Genomic DNA, 23,293 nt, shown 5'->3' on the forward strand with positions numbered 1-23,293 from the left:
TTTCCCAAATTTTGATATCGGCAGTTACAAAAACTACAGCAAAACATGCGCAAGCGCAGACCAAAACCCGCGAAAAACACCGTTTGTCATCCCACTGTCATATTAGCGACCTGACTGTGGATCACGTTTTAGGCACATCAGGCGGCTGACAAACTAGCTGCCGTGGTGCAAAAACATCAATTAACCCAACGACAATAAAAGATTAAAAAAACAATTGCCTTTGGTTTTTCGACAACTTATGCTGGTGGCTGACAAAGTACAAGCTTAAGTAAGCACAAGCGCAACCACCATCCTCACCTGCAAAAAGCCAGGCCATATCGCAAACACCGCACTGGCGCTGGTAATTGCACTGACATTGAAATAACAGCAGTAATAAAAGCGACAGAAGTGCCAGATGCAGTAACAGCAAATTACCAATGGAGAGTATCCATGTCAGCAATCATCCAGGCCATCTTTATCAATCCGCCCATGGCAATTGCCCGCCTGGGTGGCAGCAGTACGCCGCAAGAGGCATTCCAGTGGATACAAAATCCGGCACCGCGCGCCAATGCAGAAACCGTCATTGCCCCCGACTGGTCACTGCGCATCTTGCCTGACAGTTCGGTCGAGCCGTATATGCCGACTGAGCTCAGCCTGCGTGATGGAGAACTGATCAGGCCCGTTGCGCCCTTCTTTGAAATATGGGCAAGAATGGGCGAGCCCGGCTCGGCAGAAAGCAGCTGGGCAGATGCTCCGCTGACCCCAGCCCTGTTGAAGCGCTTCAAGATACCGCTTGCCAACTTGTCACTGGAAGTGAATGCGCAAAACCACAAGGCGGCCCGGCGTGCCTCCAACCCGCTGCTACGTTTTGGCACCTATCCACCTGTGGTAGTAAGGGCAGACAATCATGCCAACACCCCTTTGCTAGCTGTCAGCCCGCCCACAGCAGCCAACCCCATGATACCGGCGGGGCGCAATATCCCGCTAGGCAGCATACAGTTCTTGCTCAGCAAACCCCAGCCCAGCAATGGTCAGCCCTGGCTGGCAGCAGTCAATGTAGAAGTATTTCGCTTTCGCTTTACCCCAGCGCGGGGTCGCGTATATGGCCCGCCAGATACCAGCCAGGATCACCAGCCACCCACAGGTGCTCCGGCACCACCGGTACTGGAGCCTTTCAACTTCCTCAACCCTGATGCAGGCTGGCGCGGTACCACGGGCACGCAGGCATCTATCGTCAGACCCTGGGATACCTATGATGGCGCACATGATGGCAACGACAATGATGCCAATGACGAGCTGTCGCTAGGTGTCGTCGATGATACCTGCGAAGCCAGGGTCAAAGCCACGTTGCGCTTCCCTGGGGCGACCGGGCGAACCATCAGCAGCACCGCCAATGTCTTTGTTGCCCCACCCGACTTTGCCCCGGACCGTAGGCCTTTCCTGTCCATGGCGGATGAAATCAATGACCGCAGTGCCGACATCGCCCAGCGCAATGCCGCCATGAGCACAGCCGAGCGCGAGCGCTGGGTAGAAGATCTGTTCGAGCGCGCTTATGAAACCCTGAGCCTGCTCAACATCGATTACTACCGCGAACTAAGGGCCATGCGCTTGCCCGCCGGTGCACGGCGTCCCCAGCCCATCCCCGGTGACAGCATGCGCCTGCCACTCCGGGCATTTGGTGCCAGTGACCCTTTGCGTAATCCCGATTTCGCGCTATCCAATGGCAATGCCGATGATCCCCTGCCACTGACCAGCCATGCTCGTTCGCGCCACCGCTACCTGTCTGACTTGCAGGCCCTGCATGATTTTGTACAGTTGCACCCCACCCGGCTGAAAGAACTGATACGCAAGAGTTTTCACCTGAGATCACCAGAAACAGCCAATGCCACCAGCATGCAGATGCCGCCACTGATGCGCAACTCGAATGCGCTGCCGCTGACGCTGAGTACCTGGCAATATGATCTGCTGATGAGCTGGGTAGATGCGATCGTCCAGACCCCCGTTACCTCACCACTGGGGCGTTCTGCCATTGTCGCCAGGCGGGCCGATGAAAGGCTGGATGAAATCCTCGCAGGCATGGGCACCGCTGCTCCTGGCGGCCAGCCATGAGTCTGTTACCGCTCCCGTCTGCGGCGCAGGCTCCTGGCAGTTATCGCTTCAGGTCCAGCCTGGGTCAGCATTTGCTGGTGGTACAGCACAGCCAGATTTATGACCTGCCCGAACAGGAAACTGATGCTGATATCAGCCTCGATCATGCGCTCAGCCAGATGCTGGCACGCACCCTGGATAATGAAGTCAGCCTCGACACACTAAGCCTGCCTACTGTACAAAGCCTGTCACTGAACGTCAGTTCCAGTTGCAACCTCGGTTGCAGCTATTGCTATGCCAGTCAGGGTAATTTTGAGGGCAAGCAAAGCAAGGGCATGGACTGGGAACAGGCGCGCAGCAGCATAGACCGCCTGCTGGCAGGCGCCAATCCACAAGCGCCACTGACCCTGGGCTTCATAGGCGGCGAGCCCTTTGTCAACCGCGCACTGATACATCAGTGCGTGCACTACAGTGCTCAGCTGGCACAACAGCGGCAACTGGACTTGCGCTATTCCGTCACCACCAATGGCACCTTGCTGCGGCCAGAAGATCACGAACTGCTGAGGCGCCATCGCTTTGCAGTCACCGTCAGCATTGATGGCGGCAGTGTCGTCCATAACCGCCAGCGCCCCATGCTCAATGGCAAGCGCGATTCCTTTGCTGCAGTCATCGAACACTGCCAGCCTTTGCTCGACCAACCCGGCATGTGCAAACTTGCGGCCCGCGCCACGGCCAACAGCCTCTCGCTTGACCTGGGCCAGCAGTTTGATGCCATTGCTGCACTGGGCTTTCAGGACATAGGCTTTTCGCCTTTGCGCAGCGGCTCGGCACTGGCATTGCAGGAGCAAGACTGGCCAGTATATGAGCAAGCCATGATCAGCCTGGCCAGCCGAGAACTGCAACGCGCATTGCAGGGGCAACAGATACGCCAGAGTAATTTCGCCACAGCCTTGAAGCAATTGCATGTCGGTGCCAGCAGCCCTTACCCCTGCGGTGCAGGTGGCGGTTATTTTTCTGTTGCCAGCGATGGCGACTGGTATGCCTGCCATCGTGCGATCGGCAATCATGATTACAGGCTGGGTGACCGGCATACGCTGGATGCGCCCAAACGCCTGCATTTTTTGCAGGAACGCCACGTCCATGCCCAGACCGACTGCCACACTTGCTGGGCACGCTACCTGTGTTCAGGCGGCTGTCACCAGGAAAAAGCCAGCCGCAGCGAGGCCTCTTGCGACTATATCCGTCACTGGCTGACTTTTTGCCTGCAGTCTTATTGTGAACTCAGCCAGGCCAGGCCAGATTATTTTACCCATTGCCGGCCATCCCCACGTGCCAGCAACCCAGCATAAACTGGAACATAAGGAACATAAAATGAGCCTTCCCGACATCATCAAACTGATTCCTCGCAATGCTGCCGCCCTGCGCCGCACACAAACTGCTGACAGCGCCATTACGCCGGTTGCTGGCAATCCCGTCTCTACCCGTCTGGAGTCTGGCGTCGGTAATTGTTATCCCGGACTGGAAGCTGACTTGCGTAATCTGGAACGACGTTTTTTCCCCTTCCTTGAAGTCGATATCGCCAATACAGAAATACGCATTGTGGCCGTCGATAGTACTGCGGTCACGGCAGCTGCCCTACCCGATGCAGTCGCGCAAAAATACCGCGACCTGGCGCTGGGCATCAGCCAGAATCAGCCCTGCATCATTAGCAGGATCAACGGTAATTTCGGGCCCTTTGGTAATCATGATCTGAACATCGCTCAACTGCGCCGACCGAGCGCAACTAGCACTAGTACCAGCGCCAGCACCAGCACTGCGCCCCCGGACGCCTGGACCGCAGTACGCCTGCTGCCAGAAAATACGGCCATCAGCCTGACGATACGGCTGGGTACCCGCAGCATCAGCCTGGAGGGCAGGCGCTCGACCTACCTGAGTGGCACAGGCAGCCTGGCTGCCATGTTTGAACCTGGTGAGCTCACGCAATCCCTGTGCAGCCCCTGGACCCATGATTTTCGTGACTGTGGCTGCTTTTACTGGGCCAGCAATCATCCCGACATTGCCCAGCCACCAACGCCAGATGCCAGCGAGCCCGGCGTACCCTGGCTGGCAGCAGTGCCATGGGAGAGGCTGGACCGCAGCATAGGCAGCACGCCACCCTCACCCGCCAATACAACTCCCCCGGAAGAACTGGGCCACTATGCAATCAACCATCAATGGCAAAGCCTGAACTTTGTGCTGGAAGGCCGCGAAACCATACGCCCCTACAAACCAGGCAAGTTCACTGCAGTTCCACTGGCATCAAGAGAAGAATTACAGTTATACCTGCGTTATGCCGCCGGGCTGGAACTGGCAGCGATACAGGAATACCTGTCGGCGGCCTATTCGCTGCGCAGCCCGGCCAGCCTGGCAGCAGGCAGCTTGCGCAACCGGGTCGCAGCCAGCTTTGCTGAACTCATGCGCATCGCCTATGGAGAAATGCGCCACCTGCGGGCTGTCAATAATGTACTGCAATCACTGAACGGTCCTGCCTATACACCGGCTTTGCAAGTAGCCAAAACAATTCCTGATGCCGCAGGCAATCAAAGCCCGGTACGTGCCAGGATACTCGACCGGCAAGCCATACTGGATTTCCTGGCGCTGGAACAGAGCAACCAGAGTGCAGATGCTTTATATGCACGCATCTACGCCACTCTGCGCCAGCCTGGCTTTGGCAGTGATGCAGACTGCCAGAGCATACGTTACATCATGGCCGAGGGGCAGGACCACTTTGAAACCTTTGAGAACATGCAGGTATGGCTGCAAGGTTTCCAGCCCAGCCAGTATCTGCACCAGAATTTGGTACAGGCACCTGCCGGCAACAGCGCCTACAAGGCACTGCAAACAGCTTACCGCAACCTGCTGGAAAAACTGTATGCCGGTTACCAGGCAGGCATGCCCCAGGGGGCGGTGGATATTAACTCGGCGCGTAGCGACATGGTGGCAGCCAACGGTTTTGGCAGCGCTGCCAGAGCCGTGATCAACGCGGGTTTCCTTCTGTCTTTCGATACCATCAGCGACACTCGTTTTACCTCTGTCGAGCCGCCACCAAGATTATGACGCATTACCGTGTTGCAGTGCTTGGCAATGGCCCGGTTGGCATACTGGCTGCCTTGTGTGCAGCCAGGCAAGGACACGGCCCTGTGTTATTACTCGCCGCAGACCCGCCTGCCAGTGTTGATGCTGAAGGTGGCGGCTACCGCATTGAGGCTGTCCCTGTCAGCCTGCTGGCATTGCTGCTCGAATATGGTATTCACCCTCACCTGATCGGGGCCGGGCAGACGCATGCAGTCAGGCAGATACAGTGGGATAGCAAAGCCAGCATGTCCCTGCCCACCCCCAGGACCGTACACATACACCGCCCGGCACTGGAGCAGGCCCTGTGGCAAAAGTTATTGCAGCAACCGCGCATCCACCTGCACCTGGGCGAACAAAGCCTGCAATTGCATGATGCCGGTGCCCATGGCGCTGATAGTGACCATGGTGACAACTGGCACGCCGACCTGTTAATTGATGCCAGTGGCCGCGCCGCCAGGACCGCCAGCAGCATAGACAAATCGCCGCAACCCTGGGTAGCCCGCCTGTTCACACTGGCTGGCAACACAAGGCCGTCCGGAAGTTTTCAATCTCATTTCCATTCTCACTTCAAGCTGGCAGCGCTACCCGAGGGTTATGTGTATAGCCTGGCTACGCCCGAGGTACAGAATGTGGTTTTTGTCGGGCGCGGCAAGGCAGTCAAAGGCAGTGCAGAAGAATTGCAGCAACTCTTGCAGAGCACTCAGGCTGACTGGGTACTGCAAGGCTTGCCTCAGTTGACAGAATTTCATAGCGGCATGGCCCATCCGGTGTCGCTGCAATGGGCCACATCTGAGCGCAGCGTGCTAATCGGTGATGCGGCACTGGCGCGTGACATTCTGTCGTCCCAGGGTTTGTCCTGTGGCTTGTCAGAAGCACTGTGTGTAGCTGAAATGGGCACGCCACAGGCCAGGGCAAATTTTCAGCAAAGGCAAACACAACAACGGCAATTGCACGCCACGGCATTGCTGAACCAGATCAGGAGCTGCCTGTATGGCATGGAGACTGCGTGGCAAGACTATGCGCAATTTATTATGCGGGCACGCACATAAACCGCCAAGACTGTCAGTTTCAACACTGTTTAAATCGCCGGGGATCAACTAGTATCAGGGCATGGAAAACAATCTCGACAACATCGATAACATAGCCAAAAAGGAGTCACCGTGTATCTCATCGCCAACATACTGACCGGCATCGTCGCCGCCCTGCATATCTACTTCCTGGTACTGGAAATGTTCCTGTGGGATAAGCCCATGGGTTTGCGTACTTTCAAGAACTCACCCGAGAAAGCAGAAATCACCAAGGTGCTGGCAGCCAACCAGGGTTTATACAATGGCTTTTTGGCCGCTGGCCTGGTGTGGGGCTTGTTGATGGGTGGCCATGAAGGTTTTCATGTGAAGATTTTCTTCCTGACCTGCGTCATCGTGGCTGGTGCCTATGGTGCATATTCCGTCAGCCGCCGTATCCTCTACATACAGGCAGCACCAGCCTTGCTGGCTTTAGTGCTGCTGCACTTTTAATTCAGTTTTCCGGCACATCGACGATCTCTTCCGAGTCATGGAAGCGAGTATAGTGGATGTGCTGGACCTGGTCTGAATCACGGTTGCTTTCAAAAACATCGACATAGCGATGGTTCCAGTGTATCTGGCTGCAAGGGTAGTAGTGGCGCGCCCTTTGCGGCTGGTTGGTGGTGTCATCGACCCCTTCTATGCTCAGTATCAGCGAAGCCCTGCAAGCGTGCAGGGCTTCTTCATCCATGCCAAACAGCGGGCTGCTTTCATCAATGACATGGATGACCGTCCAGCCGAGGATAAAGATAGGGTGCTGCTCACGCTCCAGCTTCATGTCGATGATCTTGCGAAAACTGCCCATATTGGCCGTGCTTTCATCCCGCATCAGGCGTAGTTTGGCGGTCGCCTCGCTGATGATATTCATGCGCGCATTGGCCAGGCGTATCAGCAAGACCCGCTTGCCATCCATCATGTGGCTGACAGGGTGATTCGCAAAAATAATGCTGGAGCGCGGGCGTGAAAAACGCGCAAACATGACGCCGGTAATCAGTGCGACACTCGCCATACCGACAAAAATCTCAAGCGTGGCGATGCTATGCCCATACACAGTTTGCGGGTGCATGTCGCCATAACCGACAGTCGCCAAGGTTTCTACACTAAAGAAAAACGCCCCCAGAAAATTATTCGGATGCAAATTGCCGATTGGGTTATCGCCCATCATGAATAGCGAGGCAAAGCACAGGTTCAACACCAGGAACACCACACCCACGCCCGCAAAAAACACCGGCCAGCTAGAGGTCATTGCATAGTAGTAAATATCTTGCCAGAACTGCGTACGCAAACCATAGGCAACGACAGAACGGCCACCCATGCTGATGCTACGGCCATGCGGTTTGTGTTGGGTCATGTTGGGGGCTTTCTGATGAAGTCCCCTCCCTTTCAAGGGGAGGGTTAGGGTGGGGATGGGTTTCGGTTAATTAGCGATAGATTAATTTGCGTCGGAAACCCATCCCCATCCCAACCATTCCACCGCGCAGCTTGCAGGCTGCTTAGAAATTTGTTGCGCAAAGCATGCTTTGCGAATTCCCACAAATCTCCCCTTGAAGGGGAAGGAGTTTAAAAAACGTCACTGATACGGATTACTCAACCCCATCCCCGCCAGTATCTCTATCTCCAGCGCCTCCATCTCCTCAGCCTCATCATCCTCTTCATGATCATAACCCTGGGCATGCAGGACGCCGTGCACGATCAGATGCTGGGCATGTTCAAGCACGGTTTTCTTTTGCTCGGCCGCTTCCTTCTCCAGTACATCGGTACAGAGGATGATGTCAGCCTGCGTCACCTCAGCATCTTCATCCTCGGTATAGGCAAAGGTCAACACATTGGTGGCGTAGTCCTTGCCACGGTAATCATGGTTGAGCACCCTGCCTTCTTCAGCATCGACAAAGCGCAAGGTGATTTCTGCCGGGAAGAACAGCGCCGCCTGCACGGTCTTGCGTATCAGCGGGCGGGTCAGGATATCTTGCAGGCGCTTGTCGGCATATTGCACTGACAGCGTCAGCTTGGGTTTAATTTCGGTTTTACTTTTTGCGACCATGATGGGCAGAGCTTAAAGGAGTTGCAGGTTTCAGCAAGCCGATGGCGGCGCTGTTGGCGGTGGCATTGGCGTTGGCACTTTCATAGGCATCGACTATGCGGGCGACCAGCGGATGGCGTACCACATCGACACTGCCAAAATGGGTAAAGCCTATGCCGCGTACACCATCGAGTACCTGGCAGGCATCGATGAGGCCACTCTTCACATTACGCTGCAAATCAACCTGGGTAGGGTCACCAGTAATTACCGCCTTGCTGCCAAAACCTATGCGCGTCAGGAACATTTTCATTTGTTCCGGCGTGGTGTTTTGCGCTTCATCGAGGATGACAAAAGCATGGTTCAGGGTACGGCCACGCATATAGGCCAGCGGGGCAATTTCGATGACCTGTTTTTCAAACATTTTTTGCGTGCGGTCAAAGCCAAGCAAGTCATACAGCGCGTCGTACAAGGGGCGCAGATATGGATCGACCTTTTGCGCCAGATCACCCGGCAAGAACCCCAGGCGCTCGCCTGCTTCCACCGCAGGGCGGGTCAGCACGATACGCTTGACGGCATCACGCTCCAGCGCATCCACGGCGCAGGCAACGGCCAGATAAGTCTTGCCAGTACCAGCCGGGCCTATGCCAAAGCTGATGTCGTGTTCGAGTATGGTCTTGATGTAATGGTTCTGATGCGGCGTGCGCCCGCGCAAATCGCTGCGGCGGGTTTTGAGCATAGGGCTTTCGATGTCGGCATCTTCCGGCAGTGGTGCATCCACCGCGACGGCATCGGCAGGGATAACATCTTCCTGATCTTTGCCGCCCTTGCCTTTTTTGAGGCTCTTGCTGGCGCGTTGCTCTACCAGGGCCAGCTGCACTTCATCGATGGTGATGATTTTTTTCGCCAGACCATAGAAATGTTCAAGTATCTCTATCGCTTTCTCGGCATTGTGGCCGCTGACGATAAATTTTTCACCACGGCGAAATATCGTCACATCCAGTGCCGATGATATCTGCCGCAAGTTCTCATCCAAAGGCCCGCACAGATGTGCCAGGCGGGTATTGTCCAGAGGTTGAGGGATGAAGTGCGCTACCGGCACGGGTGTTTTTGCCATTATGCTGTCACTGCCTCTTCGACGAGTTCGCCGCGTAAGGAATAATTATAGGATTCGGTGATGCGGGTATTCACCAGCGTACCGACCAGGTCTTTGGAACCCGCGAAATTGACGACGCGGTTATTCTCGGTGCGGCCCTGCAATTCATTCGGGTCTTTGACCGATGGGCCTTCTACCAGAATACGCTGCACCGTACCTATCATGGCATTGCTGTATTTCTTGGTATTGGCATCAATCACTGACTGCAAATGCTGCAGGCGGCGCAATTTGAGTTCTGCCGGGCTATCGTCAGCCAGATTCGCCGCTGGCGTGCCAGGGCGCGGGCTGAAGATAAAGCTGAAGCTGTTATCAAAACCAATGTCATTGATGAGCTTCATCAGTGCATCAAAGTCTTCATCTGTCTCACCAGGGAAGCCGACGATAAAGTCAGACGACACAGCAATATCCGGGCGCACCTGCTTCAGGCGGCGCAAGACGGATTTGTATTCGATGGCGGTGTAACCACGCTTCATCGCCGACAGGATACGGTCAGAGCCATGCTGGGCGGGCAGGTACAGATGATTGACCAGCTTGGGCACCTTGGCATAACAATCGATCAGGCGCTGGGTAAATTCCTTGGGATGGCTGGTGACAAAGCGTATGCGTTCTATCTGCGGGAATTCAGCGATGTATTCAATCAGCAGCGCAAAGTCAGCGATTTCGCCATCTTCCATCGTGCCACGGTAGGCATTCACGTTTTGCCCCAGCAGGGTAATTTCCTTGACGCCCTGCTCGGCCAGGCCAGCCACTTCAGCCAGCACATCATCAAAGCGGCGCGAAACTTCTTCACCACGGGTATAGGGGACGACGCAATAGCTGCAATACTTGCTGCAACCTTCCATGATGGACACATAGGCACTTGCGCCTTCGACGCGGGCCGGTGGCATGTGGTCAAACTTTTCAATTTCAGGGAAGCTGATATCGACCTGCGAGCGGCCAGAATTGCGGCGCGCATCTATCATCTGTGGCAAACGGTGCAAGGTTTGCGGGCCAAACACTACATCGACATAAGGGGCGCGCTTGATAATCGCATCACCTTCTTGCGAAGCCACGCAACCACCGACACCTATCAGCAAATCCGGTTTGTTGCGCTTGAGTTCACGCAGGCGGCCCAGGTCAGAAAATACTTTCTCGGATGCTTTTTCACGCACGCTGCAGGTGTTCAGCAAGATCACGTCGGCGTCTTCGGGTGTATCGGTTTTCACCATACCGTCATTGGCATTGAGAATATCTGCCATCTTGTCCGAGTCGTACTCGTTCATCTGGCAGCCGAAGGTTTTGATAAATACTTTTTTTTGCATAATTTTCTACACGCTCTACATACTCAAGGGACTGACATAATCCATGTTGCCTTGCACTGCTCCCCTGAGCCAGCGCCACATCACATGTTGGTATTTTTAAAAATTTGCGGTACCCATTCCTTCGCGGCTGGTAATACCCTCTTGCGCTCAATTTCGTTCAGAATCCAGATCCTGGACACATCACCAAAATTATCTTCCAGATAATTGATGATGACGTAATTACCGGTAATTTGCGTAGGTGAGATAAACAGGTTCTGGTCATCATAAATACGCAAACCCGGTGCCGTGTTTTTGGCTTTACCATCAATCAGTACATCGGGATATTGCGACATATTCAATACGCCGCGCTTGGTATTCTCCGGAAAATTACGTTCATCCGGTATTTGTGCAAAACCTTGCAAACTCGTCATTGCCAGCAAGACCAGCATGAACATCATCATTACACGGCGTAAAGCCAGCAGCATAGGCATACCTCGGCACCTCTTGGTGGGGATTAAATTCAAAGGAATCAACTACTTAGGTCAAAACCTCGGGAAACCGGCAAGCCTGCAAGTTTAACACAGTCAGCGCCACACTTCCTATTGCAGCATAGCAGCACTTGCAGCCGCAAAAAGCCAAAATGGCCCAAAATCTGTGATAATGGCAAAAAAAGAACGATGGAAACTCATGCACACCCGCTCACCCCGCTCTGAAAAGCGAGAATTTGATACCCGCCATTTCCGGGATGCCCTGTCGCAATTTGCCACTGGCGTCACTGTCATCACCACCCGGCTGGCAGATGGCCAGTTCCTGGGTTTGACCGCCTCCTCCTTCAATTCTGTCTCGCTGGACCCGCCCCTGATACTCTGGAGCCTGGGCACGGCCGCCAACAGCCTGCCCGTGTTCAGCGGCAATTCTCATTATGTAGTCAATATCCTGTCTGCCGAACAAGCCTGGCTGGCCGAGCAGTTTGCCAGCCGCAAGACTGACCGCTTTGCAGGTGTTGATTACACACTGTCACGTACCGGTCACCCTATCCTGACTGGTGCTTCTGCCTGGTTTGAATGCCATAACCGCAGCCGCTACCCTGAGGGTGATCATGTCATTTTCGTTGGCGAAGTCGAGCATTGCGAATTCACCAAACAGGCACCGCTGGTGTTCCATTCCGGCCAGTTCCTGCGCCCCACCAAAGAATAGACACATCCATGACGACCATTTTGCCTGTCGACCTGGTCGGCTACATTGCCGCCTGCCTGACGACGACCGCCTTCGTGCCCCAGGCCTGGCTGACCTGGCGGCGCAAACGGGCAGAAGGAGTTTCCCTCTGCATGTACATCATCCTCGTCCTCGGCATCACGCTGTGGCTGGTGTATGGTCTCATGCTCAGCGCCCTGCCCATCATCATCGCCAATATGATCACACTCATGCTGGCCATGTTTATCCTCGTGATGAAACTGGTCTATAAGTAAATCAGGTAAATTTTCCAGTCCTGGCTCCAGCCAGAACTTCGCGCTGGGAAAAAGATGTGCGCTTTGAAGAAATCATCACCACCTGACAAAGACCCGCCGCCATGCATAACGCTTTCATATCCTGCCCGGCAGGCATAACCAAGTATGCCCTCGACAGGCATGTGGAAATGAGCTGTGAATATGTCGATGTCATTGATGGCGGCTACGACCTGAAGGCAAAAGATGGCGGTACAGAACTGCGTTTGAGTACCCGCTTCATCAACAAGTCACAATTGAAGACGTATGGTGATCTGTGGTGCAAGATGGTGCTCAACGACTTTCACCAATCCATACTGAGCCTCATAAAAAACTGTGCCAAGCAGCGTTATCAGCAACAGCAATAACAGGTAAAAACAGGCAAAAGCAGCAAATTAATTGATGTATTGGCGATTGCTTGAATCCAAAGCCAGGATGTGAGAAGCTTGGGGCCTTGATGACGACCCGGAACCTGAGGCATTCTGCATGAAACTCTCACAGCTTTTATCTGCCGCCATCGTGATGGCACTGGCAAATAGCGCATTTGCCCAAGTACAAAGATGCGTAGCTAGCGACGGGCGTGTGACTTTTACCGACAATGTCTGCCCCAAATCCAGCGTCAATGGAAAATCCGTCAAGGCCAACCAAAAATATGTGGGCTCAGAAAAAGTGCAGGAAACCAACTGGGCCGCACAGAATGAAGCTTTTAATCAACGCCATGCCGAGCGCGAGAGAAGAGCTGACAATGAACGTGCCATTCACAATTTCCTGACAGCGCCCATGCCCGCAGGTGTCAAGTCCAGGCAATTGACGACTTACACCAATGCCCCTCATAAGCTTGAATACAACAAGTAAAACGCTAGTCAGCAGATTCAGAGAGACCCGGGCTTGCCCGGAGTAAACCCTGTAAAACCGTAAATCCGCTCAAACAAAGGCCCAGCTCGCAGACTGGGCCTTTTGTATTCCAGGCTAAGGCTTGGGAGCAGCTGTCGCCACCGGCCTGACAACCGACTCTACACCGCGTGCACCATGCATGTCAGTATCGACCTTACCCTCCTGCAAGTCAATTAATGCCTGCTTCATAACTTTACGCGGCACTGTCTTGCCATCCGTCGTTTGATCACGCTCGTGTGGTAGCAAGGCTTCATTGTTTTTGACCCGTGCGGCCTGAGCAGATCCATCAACGCCCCGACCCGTGGCTTCACCAGCATTGGCCTGCTTGCGATTCTTGCTGTCCAGATTCACATGTCTAGAGCTCACGGCCCGTCACTCCCATTTCTGCAGCCTGCTGTACCTGGTCCTGTTGCTGCAGCCGTCCGGCAATAATATGTGTCACGATGCTCTCCATCCTGGTTGCAAAACCCGCATTGGTCTGTGAGCCTATGAGGGTGCTTATTACCAAGATAGACGCATTCCTTAGAATCATCTGTACGCTGGCGCACCCAGCCTTACAGACATGAAATCCTTGCTTCTTGTTTTTGTTTCTTCAAGCAGGACTCAACTACCGCCACACCACCAAGGTGAAATTGAGGTATGCTCACCTGGCACGTAACGCCATTTTCTCTTTGCAGGTGGTGCAAGCAAATTGAAGCACGCAATTAATAAATCCAGCCGTTGCTGTATCAGCATGCCTTATTAATACAATGAAAGATCAGATACATTACCAACGCGTTCCACAGGTGCCTGGACTGGTCCTGAGTGCTAGCCGGATTTCAGAATTTCACTTCGACCGCCATTATCATCTCGACTACCACATCGGCCTGGTGACGGAAGGTGTGCAACGCCAGGAATTCCGGGGGAACTCGGTGCTGGTGGGCGATGGTTGCATCGTCCTGATGCCACCGGGTGAAATCCATGATGGCATGGCAGAGGATGGTGATACCTATACGCTCAAGACCTTTCGCCTGCCATTTGACCTCGTGAACCAGGTCACAGAAGAACTCTCTGGAACAAACCGTGAACCGGCTCTGATGGGAACGATGCTGGAAGACCCCGTACAGGCCGCCCATCTACTGCGTCTGCATGACAGCATGTATGCGGATAAAGACGCGTCTCCTCTGGCGATACAGTCGGACTGGCTGTCCTTGCTGGATTTTATCTTCACGCAATCCAAAACCATACAGCCCCAGAACATCAAAGGTGGCCTCGCCCCCTGGCAATACCAGCGCATCAAGGAGTACTGCGTGGCGCATCTGTCAAAAAAAATAAGCCTGGATGAGTTGGCGGGCATTTGTGGCCTCGGCCCATTCCATTTTTTGCGTCAATTCAAGAACAGCATAGGCATGACACCCCACGCCTGGCTGGTCAGACTGCGGCTGGAGTACGCCTGTTCATTACTGGGAAAAAATCCGCAGACCATCGCCGATGTGGCACAACTGGTGGGCTTTTATGATCAAAGCCATTTTAACCGCGCTTTCAGACAGGCCTACGGGGTCGCACCGTCCTCGTACTAGAACTCATTTCATAAATAGGATGAGTGCGAACAAGACGATTTGGGATGCAGTGTAAGGCGTGGTCCGCTGCTAAGGCTCCTGCCTTAGCGAGGGCCACAACGCCGCAATGCGCCCAAATCGTCAGTTCCCGGAGGGTTTACCTCATAGCGCGTGCTGGACAGCGTTGGACTCGTTATCAATAGGCAAAGCTATTGACTGCCTCGTCTCCTTGCAGGACGCATGTGCGCTGGTAAGCGCACATCGTACGCAGGCGCGCAGCATGCTGCACGAAACCCCTGCTTTACCCTTGCCAGCCCACGCTATGAGGCAAACGCATCTCACCCTATTTATGAAATGAGTTCTAATAGTCAATTTTTTACAATCCACCGCGCCAGTCCTGCTCTTATCATACCCCAATTGGAGCATGCTCCAGGCAAAAACAGGATTTTCATGCCCACCACCAAGGAGAATTTGCATGACGACAGAGCGCCACTATTTCAAGAGCGATGAGCTCAGCATGCACACGGAAGTAAAACTGTGCACGCCAACACAGGAAGGCGAATATGAGATCATTCTTGCAGCCACCCTGTTTCATCCGCAAGGTGGAGGGCAACCTTCCGATGTAGGCAGCATTGCCGGGGTCAAGGTCAAACGGGTGTTTCAAAATGGTGAACAGATTGTTCATGTCACCGGTTACCCTGTCGCCGTCGGCGCTACCCTGATTGAAGTTTGTCCAGAAACTCGCAGGCTGCATACCCAGCTCCATTCAGCAGGCCACCTGATAGGCTGCTATGGTGAACTGGCTGGATGGCGACCCGTCAAGGCACATCACTGGCCAGGCGAAGCCAGGGTAGTCTTTGAAAATGATGGTACCACCACCGCCTTGCCCGCAGACGAACTGGCGCAACAAATCCAGACCTGGATCACTGCAGACCTGCCACGCCACACCAGCCTGCAAGCAGGGCAACGACAGATTGGTTTTGGCCACTTGCCTGCCCATCCCTGCGGAGGTACGCATGTGCTGTCCACTGGCCAAATCGGCCAGGTCAACATTACCAGGATCAAGGAAAAAAAGGGGCAAGTATCAGTACACTATGAGCTTGCCCCGGCATGATCTTCCAGTAATTTTTTATAAAATTCGCTGCAAACAGCTACGCGGCTTTACCAGAGGCACCCTCGGTGGCCGCATGATGCCTACCGCGCACTATATCGCACGGACGATCTTTGCTAGCCGCTTCACTTTCTGGGTGATGTCTTCGGCATTGACATGTGCATATCCCCGCACCACATTTTTCTTGGCAATAATAAAATCAAGTTTTCAGCAATGGTCGCATAAAATGCAGATTTGGATTTTTCTGCTGCATCAATCAGGTAGCAACCTAACGCTGTGTTTTGGTCTGGCAGGCAATTCAACGGCGAGAAATCATGACAGAAGTCTTCTATCGTCAAAATCATGTAGTTACTATAACCATCAATAACATCGACTAGCTCAGCTTCGAACTCTGATAAAGATATTTTCCCCTCCTGAACACCCAGATACAAAAAACCCAGAAAAAGCGACACATAGCGCTCGTCAAAAACGACATGCTGCTCTCTCATTTGTTCCAGTAAAATATCCTGCGCCTCATCTGCTGTTTGGCACGCAGCCAGTTCAATGAGCGAAAACTCTGGCATTACTTCAAGCTCACTTGCCACGCCTGCCACGCTTGCGAGATTGTTGATCTCTGCAACGGAGAGATACTTTGACTCGACAAGAGAAAAAATCAGCAACAAAAAATTTTTATTTTTATCTTCATCCATAACATCAAAGCTTCACCCGCCCCGCCAACTCCTGCACAGACGCCGTCCATTCATTCGACAGCTTGGAATCTTCCCAAAGTTCCTTGAGTTCAGATTCATCCCCCAGGATTCTGGCAATCACCTGATGGGCTTTCTCGACCAGCTCCTTACCCGGCACCAGCTTTGTTTTTCTGACCCATTTATCGACGCTTTCACTGTACGCATTGCGCATGCCCCAGTTGCCCTGTAATCTGGCAATCACTTCAATAGCGGCAATCGCCTCTTCTGCATCAGAAGCATCAATATAGCCATCGCCTTCCTGCAATATCTTGTCCAGCGTTTCTTCTACCAGTGACAGATCATTGCAGTCTTCAATGGCATAAGCCCAGTCACATGCAGTATCGTTTCCAAAAGAATCGGCAGCCCAGGCACCCATATCAGTTTTCCTAAATTTGAAATATTCGCTGGAAGGCAAAACTACCCTTCTGTTAAAAAAATCCGGTTGCGCCAAGGTGGATCAAGACATCAACCTTCATCCGCCTTGCGCACATACACCCCTATCACGCCCAGCACACCAAAAAACACGCAGAGCAAATGCAGGTACATCAAAGGGAAGATTTCATACAAGACATTTTCATCACTGTAAGGATGCAAGGGCCGTATGTCTGCATGCATGATGCTGTCGAATACCACATGGGACAAAGCACCAAGCAAGGCGCCAATACTGACCTGCAACAAGGTCAGTTGCTGCCAGTGATAAAAATTGGGCAGATAAAATCGTCGCGCACACCAGCGTGCCAGCAGGAAAAGCAAAACCGTAAAACCCGCCAGCAAAGCTGCACCAAGATAGGTATGGAAAAAAACATGCACAGGGAAGCGCGCATGCATGAGGTTATATACAGACTCCACATCAATGAACACATTCACGGCAGAGAAAGACAAAAAACTGACGTGGCGCGGCGCTGCCGCCTTGAGGGCAGCACCGAGACCAAAATGAAATGGAGTAACCGGCATGAAAGATGTACGCTCCTGCGCAAAGATAATCAAGCAGCAGCATACGATGACCAGGGAGGATGGTCAACCAGACAATATCAGGCGCGATCAGGCAAAATCAGGCGATCACTGCCAATTTTGCGCAGCCCTGTGAAAACCAGCTCAGTAATCGATACCGCGCCCGGTTTCCAGTAGCGATTTAAGACTGGACAATACCAGCGGCCAGCCAAAGCTGATGCCGCGATGCACTTCAGGGCTGAGCTCTTCATGCGTCACCGTCAGGCGCTCAAGTACACGCCAGATGCTTGCACCCTGTGTTTTTTTTAAATTCTTTAGCAGGTATTGTCATAAGCCACACTATAAATTTGAGGCATCGGTCAGAGCAATTCTTTTAAGCCCTGATCACTTAATCTTATCCTCTCAATATGGGTGGCAACATCTTTGCTGTTTGACTGATACGTTACAATCCATCTAAAAAATGGCGTTCCCAAGACGAAAGACAGCAGATACTTTTACCTTGGGCACCTCAGTAACACACCGAAAGATTGCGACATGAATGAAACAGCCAAAAGTTTTTTGGATGCCTATGCCAGCGGTGGCGAAATAGAAGGTGGCTGGAAATTTGCCAAAGCTTTGCAGCAAGCCCAGCTTGATTATTCGGACAAAGGTTTACACCGGCTGGACCAATTATTTGCAGCCATGCGGGAACGTGTAAAGCCATCCCGGGACGACATGCAAGGGTCGCTGCAAGGTCGCAACTTTTGCGCCCTGATTGCCTATCATGTGATTGAAGTCCTGCGTCGCCGTACTGGCGCGCATATCGATTGGCATGACAAGGCATCGGCACTCCAGGAATTACCGGCTGGCATGCAATTACCCAACGAGCCGCTTGCCCGGCTGATTGCCCTTGCGCCTGACCAGGGCGTCGCATTTATGCCTTTGGATTGGATAGAAGCAGAGATATTTGCAGACAGCCAGCAATCAAAAGCTGCAGACTATGTCACAAGCCTGATACAGCAACTCGAACGTAATGCGCCTGTCATTTGGTGGACAGGCATGCAGGCCCTGGGGCGGGCTGCCTCATGGCAAATGATGATGGTGGCTGACGGCGGTGCAGTGCTGCCCTTGATGCTGCGCTCAACAGCGCCCATGTCCTGGTGCGCGCTGATGTCTGGCCTGCCAGGTGAAAGCCCTGAACAGGCTTTGCAGTATGGTGTTGATTGCCAGAAAAACCAGGACGGTGCAACATGGCAAGTGTTTTCTTATGATGGTTACGCTGATATTGAAGAAGGCCGTTTCGATGCGGTGATAGTCATTCTTTATACTTACGGCAAATCGCCTTTACAGTTGAAAATAGCTTTTCCATATCGCCCCGCCCAGGCTGGCCGGGCATTTGAAATCTTCGACCCAACTTTGCGTGGCACAAATGTGGAAGGCGAACAAGTGCTGATGTTGGGCAATGCCATGCAACGCGGCATACGGAGCTTCAAGTGGGCGTTTGGAACTACGTGGGACCAATTACGGAAAACTTAGCGCTACGCAGACAATGATATTTATGACGGAAGCCCTCCCAGCGTCCGCCATATACTCGCATCTATTTTCAAGCTATTGCGGCTTGACAGTTTCTTTCTTCACCGGCTCTGGCACCCGCATCATCATGCGGCTGGACGGCGAATCCGTACCCATCAGCATATTCCAGTTTTTGTCTGCATCCTGCCCCGCCTTGTTCACCAGCGGGATGGTTGACAACACATCGCCAGATTTTTTTGGTGTTTCTACTTCTGGTTTGGTGGATTTTGCTGACTCTGCTGTTTCACCAGGCTTGGCGGGCGTTGCGGGTTTGACGGGTGCTGCCGGGCCTGGGCCATCCCAAACCTTGTTGGTCAGGTCTTTGTCATACTGCGTCGCATGTTTGTCCAGGCGCGTCAGCAATTTATTGTATTCTGCCGGGTTGGTATTCCAGGCTTTGTAGATATCGCCGACATCATCAGATCCGGCAACCTTCTTTTTATCCAGATAAACCGCAATACCGTAGGACACATTCGATGCCGTGTTGAACCTGTCGTATTTGTCGGCCACTTCATAGCCACCTATGCGCTTGGTGCCGCTCAGTCTCTCTGCGGCATCTTTGGCCGTGCTGTCGGTAATGGCAAACACACCGGATGCAGAAGACTTGCGTGAAGTCGTTGCAGCGTCAGGGTTGAAGCCGGACTCCACCTCGGCCAGCGCCAGCAAATTGGCAGTGTCCTTTTGTGACAGATTGGCCTTGCCCGCCTGCTGCACAATTTCTTTTTGCACTTGAAACTTGACGTGATCATTGGCATCACCCCAGGTGCGGCTGTCGCCCTGGGAGTCTGCCGTCAGTGGATCGCCGTTATGGCTAAAGTTCTTGGTTTTATGATGCTTTGCGCCTGCCATCTTACTTCCCCTCGCGCTGTATGCGTTTTACTGATACTTTTTCAATTTCAGTGAAACGTCCATTATCATCCAGCACAAAACCGTGTCTTTGCAGAAGATTGCCAGGCAAGGCCCTGGGCTTGAAATTCGTCGCGCCAAATTTTTCGCGGCTGGAACCAAGGAAAACACCAGTCTCAGAAAAATAATCATCCCACTCGCAAGACTTGCAGTTACCGAGGTTGGTGGAACTCAATACGATCTTGTTCCGCGACTTATCTTCTTTACCTTTGCCCCCTTTACCCTTGACGCAAGCCAGTTGCGTAATCAGTGAACGGTCTTTCAGGTAATCTTCGTAGAGATACAGTTTTTCAGAAAACTTGTCTGTGCCAGACTGGCGCAGCTTCACCTTTTGCAGGAAGCATGCGCCATCCAGACGTTCATTAGCTTCGCAATAGGTTTCAACAGTGACATTGAGCTCATCACAATGCAGGCTGGCTTCAGTGATATAGGTAGTTGATTTGGCCGTCACTTGCGCATTGGCAATAGCAGGCAGCAAGGCCACCCCAAGGACAAGACTGCTCAACAAACGAAAACTGCCAGGAAAGTAGTTATTCATAGGCATCCACTTCTTGAAGTATGTGGCAAGGGGAAAAAGCATCAGCAGTACCTATTCTACAATAAAATATATTTTACTTTTGTTTTTATATAAAATTAGAAGCGGCAGCCAAAATAGATTATCCGTGCCAGATAAATATAGCCTTTGCCGTGCTCTCCAACACACGGCAATCTCCACCACCAAGCACCAGCCCCCCAACCGTCATGCCAGACTCGATCTGGCATCCAGTCTCGTTAAGCCGTGAAGTACGTTTAAGCGCGTCCGCTGACAGAAGTCCCACTCATCTCCGCCCTACCCCGCACAAACCTCCCACAAACACTGCCGCAACCACCGGTGCCCAGGATCAGCATCCATACGCGGGTGCCACAACATCGAGACAGTAATCTCCAGCGCAGGAAACGGCAGCTCAAAACTATGCATGCCCGCCCGCAAATTGCCCGTATGTCGCGCAGGCACAGTAGCAATCAAATCAGACGCCCGCGCCAGGGCCAGCGCTGCAGAAAAACCGCCCACGGTAGTCAGCACATCGCGCTCCAGCCCATACGGCTTCAAGGCATCTGCCATCATCCCCTTGCTCTGGGTGCGGCGAGCCACCAGTACGTGCTGGCCAGATGCATACACGGCTGGCGTCATCACAAGCTGACTCAAGGGATGCCTCATGCGCATGACGCCAATAAAACGGTCACGGAACAAGGCGCGGGTACGCACTTCAGGGCTGATGGAATCGCCAACCACGCCGGTTTCCAGATCGACTGTGCCATCACGCAAGAGCGCGCTGTCCTTGTTGAGCTTGGGCATGAAAGTCAGACGCACACCTGGCGCTTCTGCACTGATGCGTGCAATCAGGGCGGGCCCAAAGTTTTCGACAAAACCATCGCTGGTGCGCAGGGTAAAAGTCTGCGTCAATTTCGCAAGATCAAGCTGTGTAACCGGGCGCAATGCCGCCTGTGCATCCTGCACCAGTTGGCTAACCTGTTCACGCAACTCCAGCGCCCTCGGTGTGGGCACCAGGCCACGCCCTGCCCTGACCAGCAAAGGGTCACCCGTGGTCTCGCGCAAGCGTGCCAGCGCGCGACTCATGGCAGATGGACTCAGCCGCAGCCTGGCAGCAGCACGCGCCACGCTGCCTTCGGCAAGTACGGCATCGAGAGTAATCAACAGGTTCAGGTCGGGGATAGACATGCGTTTATTCTAACGCACTTTGACATGGCATGAACAACAACATAGCGTCAAATGCATGAATACAGTGCAAACCGTGCGTCTTCCGCCTTATATCGTAAAAGCCTATGATCAAGCATCGCTACTCTAGTCAGTCAAAAAATGAAAGCCACATCCATCCCAGAAGCCCTTGCAACATCGACAAGCACCAAGGCATCGCAACAGGTGCGCTGGATACTCGCCAGCCTGTCCCTGTCGATGCTGCTGTCTTCACTGGGCACCAGCATCGCCAATGTAGGATTACCAACCCTTACCCACGTATTCAATGCCTCATTCCAGCAAGTACAATGGGTAGTCGTTGCCTACCTGCTCGCCATCACCACCCTCATCGTCAGCGTGGGTCGCCTGGGCGACATGATGGGGCGCAAACGCCTGTTACTGGCCGGCATTGCCCTGTTCACGGTAGCTTCTGCCCTGTGCGGCGCAGCACCCACATTGAATATGCTGATCGCTGCCCGCGCCCTGCAAGGCCTGGGGGCCGCCATCATGATGGCACTGACCATGGCCTTTGTCGGTGAAACCGTCAGCAAAGAGAAAACCGGCAGCGCCATGGGTTTGCTGGGCACCATGTCTGCCGTTGGTACTGCTCTTGGCCCTTCGCTGGGCGGCATACTGATTGCAGGTATCGACTGGCGCGCCATCTTCCTGATCAATCTACCGTTGGGCATCCTGAGTTTTTTTCTGGCACGACGTTACCTGCCGCAAGACCAGCAAGCCCGTAACAAAGCCGATAACAAAGCCAGCGCACGTTTTGATCACATCGGCACACTCTTGCTGGCGCTGACCCTGACCGCTTATGCCCTCGCCATGACGCTGGGTCGCGGACATTTTGGCGCACTGAATCTGGCATTGCTGCTTGCCGCCATCCTTGGCGCGGCGTTGTTCATACTGGTAGAAACCAAAGTCGCATCACCACTGATACGCCCCGCCCTGTTCCGCGACATCACACTCAGCACCAGCCTGGCCATGAATACCCTGGTCGCCACCGTCATGATGGCCACGATGGTGGTCGGCCCCTTCTACCTGTCACGCTCACTGGCTCTGAGCGACGCCATGGTCGGCCTGGTCATGTCCATAGGCCCCGTCATCTCCGCCTGCAGCGGCGTCATCGCAGGCCGCATTGTAGATCGCATGGGCGCACAGGCCACAGTCGCCACCGGGCTCGTCGCCATGGTCACAGGTGCATTCGCCCTCGCCCTGCTGCCCGCTAACCTAGGAATCACCGGCTACATCATCGCCATCGCGATACTCACACCCGGCTACCAGCTTTTCCAGGCCGCCAATAACACCGCCGTCATGCAAGACATCGCCCCGAATCAGCGCGGCCTTATCTCCGGCATGCTCAACCTGTCCCGCAACCTCGGCCTCATCACGGGAGCAACTTTGATGGGCGCGGTATTTGCCTATGTAACAGCGAGCAGCGGCATCAGAGCGGCTACGCCAGCAGCGATTGCAACTGGCATGCAGATCACGTTTATCGTGGCGGGGGTGATGCTGGTGATGGCACTGGGCATTGCCGGGACAGGGAGATTGCTCGCAAAGTCAAATCACACAGTTTGAACAAGGCAGTCAATCTCAGAACTCATTTCAGGCAACACAGCATTTGCCGCAACACCTGATAAGCATCGTCACCGTCTTGTCATCAAGCAACTTTACAATGCCAGCCCATGCAGGCG

Annotated in this window: 26 protein-coding genes; 13 read left to right on the forward strand and 13 right to left on the reverse strand. The window is 53.6% G+C overall.

Annotated features, from left to right (window positions below):
• Positions 1 to 429 precede the first annotated feature (429 nt).
• From UNDKW_RS18765 to UNDKW_RS18785, 5 genes are all read left to right on the forward strand, one after another.
• Positions 430 to 2,088, forward strand: coding sequence for a hypothetical protein (locus UNDKW_RS18765; RefSeq protein WP_162059936.1), 1,659 nt, complete (start codon positions 430 to 432; stop codon positions 2,086 to 2,088).
• A complete protein-coding gene (locus UNDKW_RS18770; protein ID WP_162059937.1) occupies positions 2,085 to 3,416 on the forward strand; it encodes a radical SAM/SPASM domain-containing protein in 1,332 nt (443 codons plus the stop codon). Before UNDKW_RS18765 ends, UNDKW_RS18770 begins: the two co-directional genes overlap by 4 nt.
• Before the next feature lie 22 nt (positions 3,417 to 3,438).
• Complete coding sequence (locus UNDKW_RS18775; protein ID WP_162059938.1) at positions 3,439 to 5,163, forward strand: ferritin-like domain-containing protein; 1,725 nt, start codon at positions 3,439 to 3,441, stop codon at positions 5,161 to 5,163.
• A complete protein-coding gene (locus UNDKW_RS18780; RefSeq protein ID WP_162059939.1) occupies positions 5,160 to 6,230 on the forward strand; it encodes an NAD(P)/FAD-dependent oxidoreductase in 1,071 nt (356 codons plus the stop codon). The genes UNDKW_RS18775 and UNDKW_RS18780 overlap by 4 nt, the downstream gene beginning before the upstream one ends.
• 111 nt (positions 6,231 to 6,341) lie before the next feature.
• Complete coding sequence (locus UNDKW_RS18785) at positions 6,342 to 6,698, forward strand: DUF1304 domain-containing protein (RefSeq protein ID WP_162059940.1); 357 nt, start codon at positions 6,342 to 6,344, stop codon at positions 6,696 to 6,698.
• A 1-nt stretch (position 6,699) separates the two neighbouring features.
• On the opposite strand, the gene UNDKW_RS18790 is transcribed toward UNDKW_RS18785, so the two are convergent.
• The 5 genes from UNDKW_RS18790 to UNDKW_RS18810 form a co-directional block, all read right to left on the reverse strand.
• The gene (locus UNDKW_RS18790) at positions 6,700 to 7,596 is read right to left on the reverse strand and encodes an ion channel (RefSeq protein ID WP_162059941.1); all 897 of its coding nucleotides are present in this window, start codon (positions 7,594 to 7,596) and stop codon (positions 6,700 to 6,702) included.
• A 219-nt stretch (positions 7,597 to 7,815) separates the two neighbouring features.
• Positions 7,816 to 8,286, reverse strand: coding sequence for an rRNA maturation RNase YbeY (gene ybeY / locus UNDKW_RS18795; RefSeq protein ID WP_162059942.1), 471 nt, complete (start codon positions 8,284 to 8,286; stop codon positions 7,816 to 7,818).
• The gene (locus UNDKW_RS18800) at positions 8,270 to 9,382 is read right to left on the reverse strand and encodes a PhoH family protein (RefSeq protein WP_162062023.1); all 1,113 of its coding nucleotides are present in this window, start codon (positions 9,380 to 9,382) and stop codon (positions 8,270 to 8,272) included. Before UNDKW_RS18800 ends, ybeY begins: the two co-directional genes overlap by 17 nt.
• Complete coding sequence (gene miaB / locus UNDKW_RS18805) at positions 9,379 to 10,719, reverse strand: tRNA (N6-isopentenyl adenosine(37)-C2)-methylthiotransferase MiaB (protein WP_162059943.1); 1,341 nt, start codon at positions 10,717 to 10,719, stop codon at positions 9,379 to 9,381. Before miaB ends, UNDKW_RS18800 begins: the two co-directional genes overlap by 4 nt.
• 80 nt (positions 10,720 to 10,799) lie before the next feature.
• Positions 10,800 to 11,189, reverse strand: coding sequence for a hypothetical protein (locus UNDKW_RS18810; RefSeq protein ID WP_162059944.1), 390 nt, complete (start codon positions 11,187 to 11,189; stop codon positions 10,800 to 10,802).
• Positions 11,190 to 11,385: 196 nt separating this feature from the next.
• Here UNDKW_RS18810 and UNDKW_RS18815 point away from each other — a divergent pair, with 196 nt between their 5' ends.
• From UNDKW_RS18815 to UNDKW_RS18830, 4 genes are all read left to right on the forward strand, one after another.
• Positions 11,386 to 11,895: a flavin reductase family protein gene (locus UNDKW_RS18815; RefSeq protein ID WP_162042452.1), complete on the forward strand. Its 510-nt coding sequence runs from the start codon at positions 11,386 to 11,388 to the stop codon at positions 11,893 to 11,895.
• Positions 11,896 to 11,903: 8 nt separating this feature from the next.
• On the forward strand, positions 11,904 to 12,167 hold the full coding sequence (locus UNDKW_RS18820; protein ID WP_370529038.1) for a SemiSWEET transporter: 264 nt from the start codon (positions 11,904 to 11,906) through the stop codon (positions 12,165 to 12,167).
• A gap of 101 nt (positions 12,168 to 12,268) precedes the next feature.
• On the forward strand, positions 12,269 to 12,550 hold the full coding sequence (locus tag UNDKW_RS18825) for a hypothetical protein (protein ID WP_162059945.1): 282 nt from the start codon (positions 12,269 to 12,271) through the stop codon (positions 12,548 to 12,550).
• A 118-nt stretch (positions 12,551 to 12,668) separates the two neighbouring features.
• Positions 12,669 to 13,037, forward strand: coding sequence for a DUF4124 domain-containing protein (locus UNDKW_RS18830; protein ID WP_162059946.1), 369 nt, complete (start codon positions 12,669 to 12,671; stop codon positions 13,035 to 13,037).
• A 114-nt stretch (positions 13,038 to 13,151) separates the two neighbouring features.
• Here UNDKW_RS18830 and UNDKW_RS18835 read toward each other — a convergent pair whose 3' ends face one another.
• Together UNDKW_RS18835 and UNDKW_RS18840 are read right to left on the reverse strand one after the other, a co-directional pair.
• Positions 13,152 to 13,442 carry a hypothetical protein gene (locus UNDKW_RS18835; protein ID WP_232063046.1) on the reverse strand — a complete coding sequence of 97 codons (291 nt, stop codon included), beginning with the start codon at positions 13,440 to 13,442 and terminating at the stop codon, positions 13,152 to 13,154.
• The gene (locus UNDKW_RS18840) at positions 13,432 to 13,584 is read right to left on the reverse strand and encodes a hypothetical protein (RefSeq protein WP_162059947.1); all 153 of its coding nucleotides are present in this window, start codon (positions 13,582 to 13,584) and stop codon (positions 13,432 to 13,434) included. The genes UNDKW_RS18835 and UNDKW_RS18840 overlap by 11 nt, the downstream gene beginning before the upstream one ends.
• Before the next feature lie 241 nt (positions 13,585 to 13,825).
• On the opposite strand from UNDKW_RS18840, the gene UNDKW_RS18845 reads away from it, so the two are divergent.
• Positions 13,826 to 14,635, forward strand: a complete 810-nt coding sequence (locus tag UNDKW_RS18845; RefSeq protein ID WP_162059948.1) for an AraC family transcriptional regulator — start codon at positions 13,826 to 13,828, stop codon at positions 14,633 to 14,635.
• A 454-nt stretch (positions 14,636 to 15,089) separates the two neighbouring features.
• Positions 15,090 to 15,728 (forward strand): alanyl-tRNA editing protein, encoded by a 639-nt coding sequence (locus UNDKW_RS18850; RefSeq protein ID WP_162059949.1) that lies wholly within the window; start codon positions 15,090 to 15,092, stop codon positions 15,726 to 15,728.
• A gap of 122 nt (positions 15,729 to 15,850) precedes the next feature.
• Here UNDKW_RS18850 and UNDKW_RS18855 read toward each other — a convergent pair whose 3' ends face one another.
• The 3 genes from UNDKW_RS18855 to UNDKW_RS18865 form a co-directional block, all read right to left on the reverse strand.
• The gene (locus UNDKW_RS18855) at positions 15,851 to 16,414 is read right to left on the reverse strand and encodes a hypothetical protein (protein ID WP_162059950.1); all 564 of its coding nucleotides are present in this window, start codon (positions 16,412 to 16,414) and stop codon (positions 15,851 to 15,853) included.
• 4 nt (positions 16,415 to 16,418) lie between these two features.
• A complete protein-coding gene (locus UNDKW_RS18860) occupies positions 16,419 to 16,829 on the reverse strand; it encodes a DUF4259 domain-containing protein (protein WP_162059951.1) in 411 nt (136 codons plus the stop codon).
• Between the two features lie 89 nt (positions 16,830 to 16,918).
• Complete coding sequence (locus UNDKW_RS18865) at positions 16,919 to 17,407, reverse strand: hypothetical protein (RefSeq protein ID WP_162059952.1); 489 nt, start codon at positions 17,405 to 17,407, stop codon at positions 16,919 to 16,921.
• 531 nt (positions 17,408 to 17,938) lie between these two features.
• Here UNDKW_RS18865 and UNDKW_RS18870 point away from each other — a divergent pair.
• A complete protein-coding gene (locus UNDKW_RS18870; RefSeq protein ID WP_162059953.1) occupies positions 17,939 to 18,919 on the forward strand; it encodes a hypothetical protein in 981 nt (326 codons plus the stop codon).
• A 72-nt stretch (positions 18,920 to 18,991) separates the two neighbouring features.
• Here UNDKW_RS18870 and UNDKW_RS18875 read toward each other — a convergent pair whose 3' ends face one another.
• From UNDKW_RS18875 to UNDKW_RS18885, 3 genes are all read right to left on the reverse strand, one after another.
• Positions 18,992 to 19,804, reverse strand: coding sequence for a transglycosylase SLT domain-containing protein (locus UNDKW_RS18875; RefSeq protein ID WP_162059954.1), 813 nt, complete (start codon positions 19,802 to 19,804; stop codon positions 18,992 to 18,994).
• Position 19,805: 1 nt separating this feature from the next.
• On the reverse strand, positions 19,806 to 20,399 hold the full coding sequence (locus UNDKW_RS18880; protein WP_162059955.1) for a hypothetical protein: 594 nt from the start codon (positions 20,397 to 20,399) through the stop codon (positions 19,806 to 19,808).
• A gap of 291 nt (positions 20,400 to 20,690) precedes the next feature.
• Positions 20,691 to 21,581 carry a LysR family transcriptional regulator gene (locus UNDKW_RS18885; protein WP_162059956.1) on the reverse strand — a complete coding sequence of 297 codons (891 nt, stop codon included), beginning with the start codon at positions 21,579 to 21,581 and terminating at the stop codon, positions 20,691 to 20,693.
• A gap of 138 nt (positions 21,582 to 21,719) precedes the next feature.
• Here UNDKW_RS18885 and UNDKW_RS18890 point away from each other — a divergent pair, with 138 nt between their 5' ends.
• Complete coding sequence (locus UNDKW_RS18890; protein ID WP_162059957.1) at positions 21,720 to 23,177, forward strand: MFS transporter; 1,458 nt, start codon at positions 21,720 to 21,722, stop codon at positions 23,175 to 23,177.
• The last annotated feature ends 116 nt before the right edge of the window (positions 23,178 to 23,293 follow it).

The sequence above is a fragment of the Undibacterium sp. KW1 genome (genome assembly GCF_009937955.1).
Taxonomy (GTDB): domain Bacteria; phylum Pseudomonadota; class Gammaproteobacteria; order Burkholderiales; family Burkholderiaceae_D; genus Undibacterium.

What these genes read in the sequence shown, in the direction of transcription:
- UNDKW_RS18765 (WP_162059936.1), top strand. Translation starts at nt 430, where the DNA reads ATGTCAGCAATCATCCAGGCCATCTTTATCAATCCGCCCATGGCAATT.
- UNDKW_RS18770 (WP_162059937.1), top strand. Translation starts at nt 2,085, where the DNA reads ATGAGTCTGTTACCGCTCCCGTCTGCGGCGCAGGCTCCTGGCAGTTAT.
- UNDKW_RS18775 (WP_162059938.1), top strand. Translation starts at nt 3,439, where the DNA reads ATGAGCCTTCCCGACATCATCAAACTGATTCCTCGCAATGCTGCCGCC.
- UNDKW_RS18780 (WP_162059939.1), top strand. Translation starts at nt 5,160, where the DNA reads ATGACGCATTACCGTGTTGCAGTGCTTGGCAATGGCCCGGTTGGCATA.
- UNDKW_RS18790 (WP_162059941.1), bottom strand. Translation starts at nt 7,596, where the DNA reads ATGACCCAACACAAACCGCATGGCCGTAGCATCAGCATGGGTGGCCGT.
- ybeY (WP_162059942.1), bottom strand. Translation starts at nt 8,286, where the DNA reads ATGGTCGCAAAAAGTAAAACCGAAATTAAACCCAAGCTGACGCTGTCA.
- miaB (WP_162059943.1), bottom strand. Translation starts at nt 10,719, where the DNA reads ATGCAAAAAAAAGTATTTATCAAAACCTTCGGCTGCCAGATGAACGAG.
- UNDKW_RS18810 (WP_162059944.1), bottom strand. Translation starts at nt 11,189, where the DNA reads ATGCCTATGCTGCTGGCTTTACGCCGTGTAATGATGATGTTCATGCTG.
- UNDKW_RS18815 (WP_162042452.1), top strand. Translation starts at nt 11,386, where the DNA reads ATGCACACCCGCTCACCCCGCTCTGAAAAGCGAGAATTTGATACCCGC.
- UNDKW_RS18820 (WP_370529038.1), top strand. Translation starts at nt 11,904, where the DNA reads ATGACGACCATTTTGCCTGTCGACCTGGTCGGCTACATTGCCGCCTGC.
- UNDKW_RS18825 (WP_162059945.1), top strand. Translation starts at nt 12,269, where the DNA reads ATGCATAACGCTTTCATATCCTGCCCGGCAGGCATAACCAAGTATGCC.
- UNDKW_RS18830 (WP_162059946.1), top strand. Translation starts at nt 12,669, where the DNA reads ATGAAACTCTCACAGCTTTTATCTGCCGCCATCGTGATGGCACTGGCA.
- UNDKW_RS18845 (WP_162059948.1), top strand. Translation starts at nt 13,826, where the DNA reads ATGAAAGATCAGATACATTACCAACGCGTTCCACAGGTGCCTGGACTG.
- UNDKW_RS18850 (WP_162059949.1), top strand. Translation starts at nt 15,090, where the DNA reads ATGACGACAGAGCGCCACTATTTCAAGAGCGATGAGCTCAGCATGCAC.
- UNDKW_RS18855 (WP_162059950.1), bottom strand. Translation starts at nt 16,414, where the DNA reads ATGGATGAAGATAAAAATAAAAATTTTTTGTTGCTGATTTTTTCTCTT.
- UNDKW_RS18860 (WP_162059951.1), bottom strand. Translation starts at nt 16,829, where the DNA reads ATGGGTGCCTGGGCTGCCGATTCTTTTGGAAACGATACTGCATGTGAC.
- UNDKW_RS18865 (WP_162059952.1), bottom strand. Translation starts at nt 17,407, where the DNA reads ATGCCGGTTACTCCATTTCATTTTGGTCTCGGTGCTGCCCTCAAGGCG.
- UNDKW_RS18870 (WP_162059953.1), top strand. Translation starts at nt 17,939, where the DNA reads ATGAATGAAACAGCCAAAAGTTTTTTGGATGCCTATGCCAGCGGTGGC.
- UNDKW_RS18875 (WP_162059954.1), bottom strand. Translation starts at nt 19,804, where the DNA reads ATGGCAGGCGCAAAGCATCATAAAACCAAGAACTTTAGCCATAACGGC.
- UNDKW_RS18880 (WP_162059955.1), bottom strand. Translation starts at nt 20,399, where the DNA reads ATGAATAACTACTTTCCTGGCAGTTTTCGTTTGTTGAGCAGTCTTGTC.
- UNDKW_RS18885 (WP_162059956.1), bottom strand. Translation starts at nt 21,581, where the DNA reads ATGTCTATCCCCGACCTGAACCTGTTGATTACTCTCGATGCCGTACTT.
- UNDKW_RS18890 (WP_162059957.1), top strand. Translation starts at nt 21,720, where the DNA reads ATGAAAGCCACATCCATCCCAGAAGCCCTTGCAACATCGACAAGCACC.